Origin of the sequence: Aliivibrio logei, from assembly GCF_001691055.1 — a bacterium.
Taxonomy (GTDB): domain Bacteria; phylum Pseudomonadota; class Gammaproteobacteria; order Enterobacterales; family Vibrionaceae; genus Aliivibrio; species Aliivibrio salmonicida.
Window position 1 is genome coordinate 1 of the sequence record NZ_MAJU01000038.1, and the last position, 335, is coordinate 335.

Sequence of the window (335 nt, forward strand, 5' to 3'; positions counted from 1 at the left end):
CCATTGATGGTCATGGTTACCACATCGTTTTCACTGATGTCGCCACCCGTTGCCGTACCGGTTACCGCGATGGTTTGTCCATTTTCTGCCGCGTTGATCACGTCATCTTCAGTGATATTCGACACTGTTACAGTGCCTGCATCTGCAACCAGATCGACCGTATGGGTTGATGTTACTGTGCTGTTTACTTCATTACCCGCCGCGTCCGTTGATGCCACGCTGACTTCAAACTCGGTGTCGTTAGCTAGGTCATTGCCCGCCACGTTCACACTCCAGTTGCCATTTTCATCAACCGTAGTTTGGTAATCGATACCATTAATCGTCATGGTCACCAC

General features: G+C 49.9%; 1 protein-coding gene. It reads right to left on the minus strand.

What is annotated here, in order from left to right:
- Positions 1-326 (minus strand): Ig-like domain-containing protein (locus A6E04_RS20625; RefSeq protein WP_244886307.1); only part of this gene is annotated, 326 nt, incomplete at its 3' end.
- Positions 327-335: the final 9 nt, after the last annotated feature.